The organism is Yoonia sp., from assembly GCF_017854565.1.
GTDB lineage: Bacteria > Pseudomonadota > Alphaproteobacteria > Rhodobacterales > Rhodobacteraceae > Yoonia.
Map to the genome: position 1 here is coordinate 1 of NZ_JAFMHJ010000084.1, position 6,922 is coordinate 6,922.

Below are 6,922 nucleotides of genomic sequence, written 5' to 3' on the forward strand. Positions count from 1 at the left end.
GCTACCACACTGGATTCACTAGATGAATCCCTCACAGAATTTGTGCAACAGAGCCCTTCAACAAGGTAAAGCAGAAACCCGGCCCCCCCTTTTCTCAACTGCCTATGCCGATGGACGTCAGACAGTATTGGCCGTGCAAGGACTTAACCTGCGTCAATGTCGCGGTACCTCAGGTCTGTAAGATGTGAAATACCATTGATCGCCACCTGCAATGCGAGGAAACGCCCCATGAAGACCATCCCCGGTCAAGGCACGCACGCGACGTCACGTGACGCCAAAAGGTTGCGACCTGTCCAAATGGTACTGACCCAGCACGTTGTTTTTGCGGCAAAAGATCGGGCACGCGGGCGCGTCGCACGCCACCGGGCCGCATGCTGTCCGTTGCCATATCTCAGGGGCCAAATCGCATGACCTTGGTTGAGGAACCGCGCGGCCACCGTGTGCGGGCGCGTTTGCGGTACTACCAAAACTGCGCGCGCCAGCATATTCCTCCGGGCCTGCGTTCTATCGCTGGGCTTGGCTTCGTGGCGCTCGGGATCGTCGGTTTTCTACCTGTTGCTGGCTTCTGGATGATCCCGGTCGGTCTGGCGCTGATCTGGCTTGATCTCGGTCCGGTCATTCGCAGTGTCATGCGTCGCATCAAGCCCGGCAGTACATCTGTAAACAAATCGGAGAAAAAGGAGACCCGATAGTGCAAACGCCTTTGGAACTCGCATTTCTGGATGTCGCGCCTTCTGACGAGATTAAGGCGCTCGTCACCGAAAAGGCCAACCATCTGGAAAAATTCTATGACGGAATCACCAGTTGCCACGTCTACATTCGCGCACCGCACCAAAGCCAGAAAACGGGCAACTTGTACGAAGTGACGATTGAGGTGCGTGTGCCGGGTGATGAACTCGTCGTGCGTCATCACCAAAACGATGCCGCCGAACATGCGCATTTGCACGTCGCAGTCCGTGATGCTTTTGCTGCGATGGCGCGTGAAATCAAGCGCTGGAAAGCCAAGATTGGCGGAGACGTCAAGACCCACGATGGCCCCCTGCAGGGACGCGTCGCCGAGATCAACCATGATGAAGGATACGGTCAGATCATCGCCACCGATCAGCGCCTTGTCTACTTTCATAAAAACAGCGTGGTCGACGGCAGTTTTGATGACCTTCAACAGCGAGATCCCGTCGAACTTGTCGTTCAGGCGGACGAAAGCGAGATCGGACCACAGGCCAGCACCGTGCGAAAGATTGGCCCGATGAGCTATGATCCCAAGGCACGACATGTGCCATGAACACCATGCACATTGACGTGGCCATCATCGGTGCGGGCACCGCCGGGCTATCGGCCCGCGCGGAAGTTGCGAAAGTTACCGACAGCTATCGGGTTTTCGACCCCGGGCCCTTGGGCACAACCTGTGCACGAACCGGCTGCATGCCGTCAAAGGCTTTCGTGCAGTCCGCTCACGACTATCATCGTCGCGCGGCATTCGCCGCTCTCGGGCTTGAAGGCGCAAAAGACGTGCGGGCGAACGGCGCATCTGTGCTTGCCCGCACGCGCGGGCTTCGTGACGATTTTTCCGCAGGGGCCGTGGCCGGCATGGAAAAATGGAGCGATACGCATCTTGTCAGGCATGCCGCCGCATTCACACAGGACGGAACCATTCGCGCGGGCGATCAGGTTTTCCAACCGCATGCGCCCGTGATCGCAACTGGCACGCGGCCCGTCGTGCCGGATGGCTGGCATGGCATGCTTGGTGACCGGCTTTTGACGACCGAGACGTGTTTTGACATGGCAAAGCTGCCGCGTCGTGTAGGGGTCATCGGGCTTGGGCCAGTCGGACTTGAACTGGGACAGGCGATGGCGCGGCTTGGCGTTGAAGTCACGGGTTTCGATCCCTCTGCCACCTTTGGCGGGATCAGCGATCCTGCACTTCAGGCGTGTCTGGAAGCCTCCATTGGCCGTGAAATGCGTATCGTTCAGGCGACTGCCGATCCGTCGTTGGCCACCGATGGGTCCGTGACCCTGACGTGGGACGGTGGCGAGATAACCGTTGATCATGTGCTGGTCGCGATGGGACGGGTGCCGAATACCCCAAGCCTCAAGCTGGGTCGTATCGGCTTGACAATGCGCGACGATGGCCATCCTGCCTTGCCGTCCGGCCAGCTCAATATATCCGGAACGTCCATCTATTTCGCTGGCGATGTCTCGGTTGGTCCGGCGCTTTTGCACGAGGCTGCCGACGAAGGGCGGGTCGCAGGGTTCTATGCGGCCCGCAAACAGGATGCCACGTTCAGTCGACGCGTGCCGCTGGGGATGGTGTTTACCGATCCGCAAATCGCATCGGTTGGCGCGACCTTGGATGATCTCGAGAAAGACGACGCCGATGTCGCCATCGGATCTTCGAGTTTCGCATCCGCAGGGCGGACACGACTGGCCCGAGGCAGCGGCGGGATGATCGTGATCTATGCCGATAAGGCAACCGCGCGGCTGCGTGGCGCCGCCATCATCGCCCCGAAAGCAGAGCATATCGCCCATCTACTTGCCTTTGCGATCTGTAGCCACGCCGACCTGAAGGATCTGCTGCGCATGCCATACTATCACCCAGCCCACGAAGAGGTTCTTCGTCAGGCCCTTCGCGCAACACTTGCCGTCTGCGCGGTTGACAGTGAACCGCTTGAGCAAACCCGATGCCGCGATACCCCGGTCGATGCGTCGACCCGCACGAAACCCCAACAAACTCCAAAGGATAAAACCTATGCAATTGACACATGACGCTTGGGTCGTCGTCGCAGATGGCGCTAAATACCTTGTCCTGCGCAATCACGGCGACGAAAAATTTATTGACCTGCGCGTAGTCCGCAAACAAGAAATCGACAACCCGCCAACGCATGAACAAGCGACGGATCGCCCCGGCCGGATGCACGATGATGGCTACGGCAACAGCGCGTTTCAGGAAACCGATTGGCACGTCCTCGAGGAACAGCGATTTGCCAGAGATTTGGCCGAGAATCTGCAGAAATGGGCCGCGAACGGTCGATTTCAGAAGCTTGTCATGATGGCCGATCCGCGAACGCTCGGGTCGCTGCGCGCGGCCTATTCAGGTCATGTCAAGGACAAGCTGGTTGCCGAAATCGACAAGGATTTCACGAATGCGCCGATTGAACAGATCGAAAAGGCTCTCGGCGCGTTCTGACGCCCGTTCGTGTTTCTGCGCCGTCGCACGTATCCGACATCGCGACCCCGACCTTTGCCCTGTGCGGGGATCGTGCGGTCGTCCATATGCATGCGGGTCGTATTTCGTCGAAACTGGCTTGTAAGTTGCGCCAGTTCTTTCGGCCCAAAGGTGTTGAACCCATAACGGAGTGCATGACAAATGACGTTGGAAATTGCGATTGTCCTTGGCCTTCTGGTGGCGGCGATGGTCCTGTTTGTGACCGAATGGGTCAGCGTCGATGCCGTGGCGCTTGGTCTTGTCGCCGCTCTCATTGCAACGGGAACCTTGTCGCCAGCACAAGCCTACTCAGGTTTCGGCGGTGAGATCATCGTCATATTGGCCTGTATCATGGTGCTGGCCGGGGCGATTGTGAAGGCGGGTGTCATGGATAAGGTCGGGCAATTGGCCTTCAGGGCCGGGCAGGGGAAACCGCAGCTTTCCTTTCTGGCGCTTCTGTCCGTTTCCGCAGTCAGCTCCGCGTTCATCAGCAATACAAATACGACGGCCATCCTGATGCCTGCAGCCGTTGAAACGGCCCGGCACGCAAAGACAAGCGCAAGCCGGATGCTGATGCCGCTTGCCTTTGCCTCAATGTTGGGCGGGTCAAGCACGCTTATCGGGACATCGACGAATTTGGCGGGCAGCGGCATGGTTGCCCAGCTTGGCCTGGAGCCGTTTTCGCTTTTTGAATTTGCTGCCGTGGGGGCGATCATCACGGTTGTCGGGCTGTTCTGGCTTGTCTGGCCCGGGCAATATCTGATGCGCGACCGCCGTGCCGTGGCGGCACAGGACCAGTCCAGCGCGCGCCGGTATTTCACGACCCTGTGTCTGCCCGAAGGATCGCGCGTGGTCGACAAGCAGATAGGCGATCTGGATTTTGATGCCTTTGAAACCGATCTTCTTAGCGTGGTGCGCGATGGTGAAATGCTGTCCGTTCATCATTCGCGCAAGCTGCGGGCAGGTGATGAACTGATGATCCGGGCGTCTCGCGAAGGCATTCTCATGCTCAGCCGATCATCCGACTATATGTTTGAGCACGACCTTCATTTCACGGCCCGATACGCGCAGGACGTGGAAATGCAAAGGGTCGAGGCGGTCATCACGCCGCGCTCGCGCTTTGTCGGGCAGTCACTGAAACAAATCGCTTTCTTTGATCGTTTTCGCGGTATCGTTCTGGCCGTCTACCAGCCTCATCGCAGCCGCTCGGTACGTATTGAGAACCTCAAACTGCGCGCTGGTGATGTCCTTCTTCTTAAGGGTCCGAAATACGAAATGACCAGCCTGAACCAAGATGCAGGGTTGCAGGTCTTAACACAGATCGACCAGACCGTGCTGACACGACGTCAGGGTAAGATAACGATCGTCGCAATGCTTGCCGCGATTGCGGTCAGCATCATGGGCTTCGCGCCGTTCTCGCTCACGGTTCTTCTCGCCGTTTTGGCTGTGGTTCTGGCTGATGTCTTATCCCTGTCAGAGGCGTATCGTTTCATCGAATGGCGCCTGCTTGTGCTGATCGGTGGCATGTCGAGTTTTGGCCTCGCGATGGAGCAAAGCGGCACTGCGGCCTATCTGGCAGAACATATCGTCACGCTGAGTGAACCTATCGGGCCATATTTCGCGATGGGCTGCTTTTGCCTGCTTGCCGTTTTGCTGACGCAGCCGATGTCCAATGCGGCCGCCGCGCTGACGGTGATCCCGGTGGCGGTCGCCGCGGCCGATGGCTTGGGTCTGGAACCACGGATGCTTGCGGTACTCGTGACGCTGTCGGCGTCGCTGTCCTTCATTTCGCCGCTCGAACCGGCGTGCCTGCTGGTCTATGATCCGGGGCGCTATACGTTTTTCGATTATGTGCGTGCCGGAACGCCGCTCACGCTGATCAGTGTGGCGATTCTTTTGTTTCTGGTCCCGCTGATTTGGGGGTAAGACAGTGTTGATGATCCCGCAGATCTAGCAAAGGACGCGCTATGCCGCATGATCACCCCCATATGGCGCCCAAAGACGGCGACCGCCGCGTTGTGATCGCCATCTGGGCCAACGGCCTGCTGACAATGGCACAGATCGTCGGCGGCCTTCTTTCGGGAAGCCTCGCGTTGATCGCCGATGCGATCCACAACTTCTCGGACATGACGTCCCTTGCGATTGCCTTCGGCGCACGCAAGATCGCCCGCCGCCCCGCAGATGCGAAGATGACATTCGGCTATGGCAGGATTGAGATTGTGGCGGCGCTGGTCAATTATACATCGCTGATCATCGTCGGGTTATATCTTGTCTACGAAGGTGCGATGCGTCTTCTGGACCCCCCCGAGATTGCGGCCTGGACGTTGGTTATCCTAGGCGGTGTGGCGCTCGTTGTTGATAGTCTTACGGCGGCGCTGACATATGCGATGCAAAAAACCAGTGTAAATATCCGGGCATTGTTCCTGCACAATCTCAGCGATGCGCTCGCCTCGGTGGCTGTCATCATCGGCGGTGTGCTGATCCTGCTCTATGACATCCGCTGGGTTGACCCCGCGATCACCATCGGCATCGCCGCCTACATCCTCTGGCTCGGCTTCACCGAGATCGGCGGGCCGATCCGCACGCTCATGCTGGGCAGCCCGCCCGATATCGACACCGAAGCGGTGATTGCGGCCCTGGAAAATGTGGACGGCGTTGTCGAACTGCACCACGCGCATTTCTGGCAGATGCAGGAACATCAGGCCGCGCTGGACAGCCACGTGGTGGTTGCGGATGAACGCTGGAACGACGTTGACGATATCAAAGCGGCGATAAAAGCGCGCCTCACCGATCAATTTGGCATCGCCCATTCGACACTGGAATTCGAACGGGCATGGAACAAACACAAGAATGCGGACCGCTACGGACATGGATGACGCGCCGGGGACGCGCGACCGCATGAGGCCGTGCAGGCCCCATGACGAGAGCAAAGAACAGGCTACTCGGTGACGGTGACCGGTGCGCTGGTCGGGCCGTTCTCGACCAGGGCCCGCCACGTAGGTCAGAAAAATAAAGAACAATATCGCGCAAATGCCATCGAAAGACCGATCCCAAGCAGTGCGGACCGGTGCCGCCGTTTTTGTTTCTCGATGTTGGGATCAGGCGGTGACATGAAAACTCCTCCTTTCGTGAATTACCCTCGGGTCTCGGGACTATCCGTACTGCTGGTTTTGCGGTTTGCCGGTTTATCGGTGCGGGCAGCCCAACCTAGATCTTTGCGTTTGATCCGGCGTGATATTGCGTAGGACACGGGCGGCGTCAGCAACACCCTGATAGCGGCGGCAGCGGCAATCGATGAGAAATAGCTGAAAGTTGCTGATGACCTCTGAGGGGCGGCATATCATGGCGGTTTTCAGAACGCCGTCAATTCTCGGAAGAGAAAGGGATATGCCACATGACGGGGACTACCATCGCAGCTTTGCCTGATCCATCGGGATTTTCACCTGATCCGCTGACCGACATCCTTCGGTCCGGCGCTTGTGACTTGATCCAGCAGGCTGCGGAGGCGGAATTGGCCGCTTTGCTGCAGGCCCATACCAACGAGACAGTGGATGATGGACGCGCCCGTCTTGTCCGCCACGGGCACTTGCCGGACCGCGAGGTGATGACCGGGATCGGCCCGGTGAGCGTGAAGGTGCCCCGTTTGTTGAACGACAACCAGCTTGGCCGATGGGGCTACCCTCCAGACGGGCATGCCCGTCTGGAGGGTAGCCCCATCGG

At 58.5% G+C, this 6,922-nt stretch carries 6 protein-coding genes and 1 pseudogene; all 7 read left to right on the plus strand.

Translation table 11 applies throughout. The annotated features are described in order from the left end of the window. Window positions 1-407: 407 nt before the first annotated feature. Window positions 408-692 (plus strand): hypothetical protein, encoded by a 285-nt coding sequence (locus QZ196_RS16905; protein WP_296428512.1) that lies wholly within the window; start codon window positions 408-410, stop codon window positions 690-692. Continuing rightward, a complete protein-coding gene (locus QZ196_RS16910; RefSeq protein ID WP_296428514.1) occupies window positions 692-1,282 on the plus strand; it encodes an HPF/RaiA family ribosome-associated protein in 591 nt (196 codons plus the stop codon). The genes QZ196_RS16905 and QZ196_RS16910 overlap by 1 nt, the downstream gene beginning before the upstream one ends. Next, window positions 1,279-2,763: a dihydrolipoyl dehydrogenase gene (locus tag QZ196_RS16915; protein WP_296428516.1), complete on the plus strand. Its 1,485-nt coding sequence runs from the start codon at window positions 1,279-1,281 to the stop codon at window positions 2,761-2,763. Before QZ196_RS16910 ends, QZ196_RS16915 begins: the two co-directional genes overlap by 4 nt. Then, window positions 2,747-3,184, plus strand: coding sequence for a host attachment family protein (locus tag QZ196_RS16920; protein WP_296428519.1), 438 nt, complete (start codon window positions 2,747-2,749; stop codon window positions 3,182-3,184). The genes QZ196_RS16915 and QZ196_RS16920 overlap by 17 nt, the downstream gene beginning before the upstream one ends. Window positions 3,185-3,364: 180 nt before the next feature. Then, complete coding sequence (locus QZ196_RS16925) at window positions 3,365-5,128, plus strand: SLC13 family permease (RefSeq protein WP_296428521.1); 1,764 nt, start codon at window positions 3,365-3,367, stop codon at window positions 5,126-5,128. 41 nt (window positions 5,129-5,169) lie between these two features. Further along, a complete protein-coding gene (locus tag QZ196_RS16930) occupies window positions 5,170-6,078 on the plus strand; it encodes a cation diffusion facilitator family transporter (protein ID WP_296428523.1) in 909 nt (302 codons plus the stop codon). 518 nt (window positions 6,079-6,596) lie between these two features. Further along, a pseudogene (locus tag QZ196_RS16935) lies at window positions 6,597-6,922 on the plus strand (hypothetical protein); the annotation flags it as partial.

Excerpts from the sequence above, each read along its gene's own strand:
- QZ196_RS16905 (WP_296428512.1), top strand. The coding sequence starts at position 408 with ATGACCTTGGTTGAGGAACCGCGCGGCCACCGTGTGCGGGCGCGTTTG.
- QZ196_RS16930 (WP_296428523.1), top strand. The coding sequence starts at position 5,170 with ATGCCGCATGATCACCCCCATATGGCGCCCAAAGACGGCGACCGCCGC.
- QZ196_RS16915 (WP_296428516.1), top strand. The coding sequence starts at position 1,279 with ATGAACACCATGCACATTGACGTGGCCATCATCGGTGCGGGCACCGCC.
- QZ196_RS16920 (WP_296428519.1), top strand. The coding sequence starts at position 2,747 with ATGCAATTGACACATGACGCTTGGGTCGTCGTCGCAGATGGCGCTAAA.
- QZ196_RS16925 (WP_296428521.1), top strand. The coding sequence starts at position 3,365 with ATGACGTTGGAAATTGCGATTGTCCTTGGCCTTCTGGTGGCGGCGATG.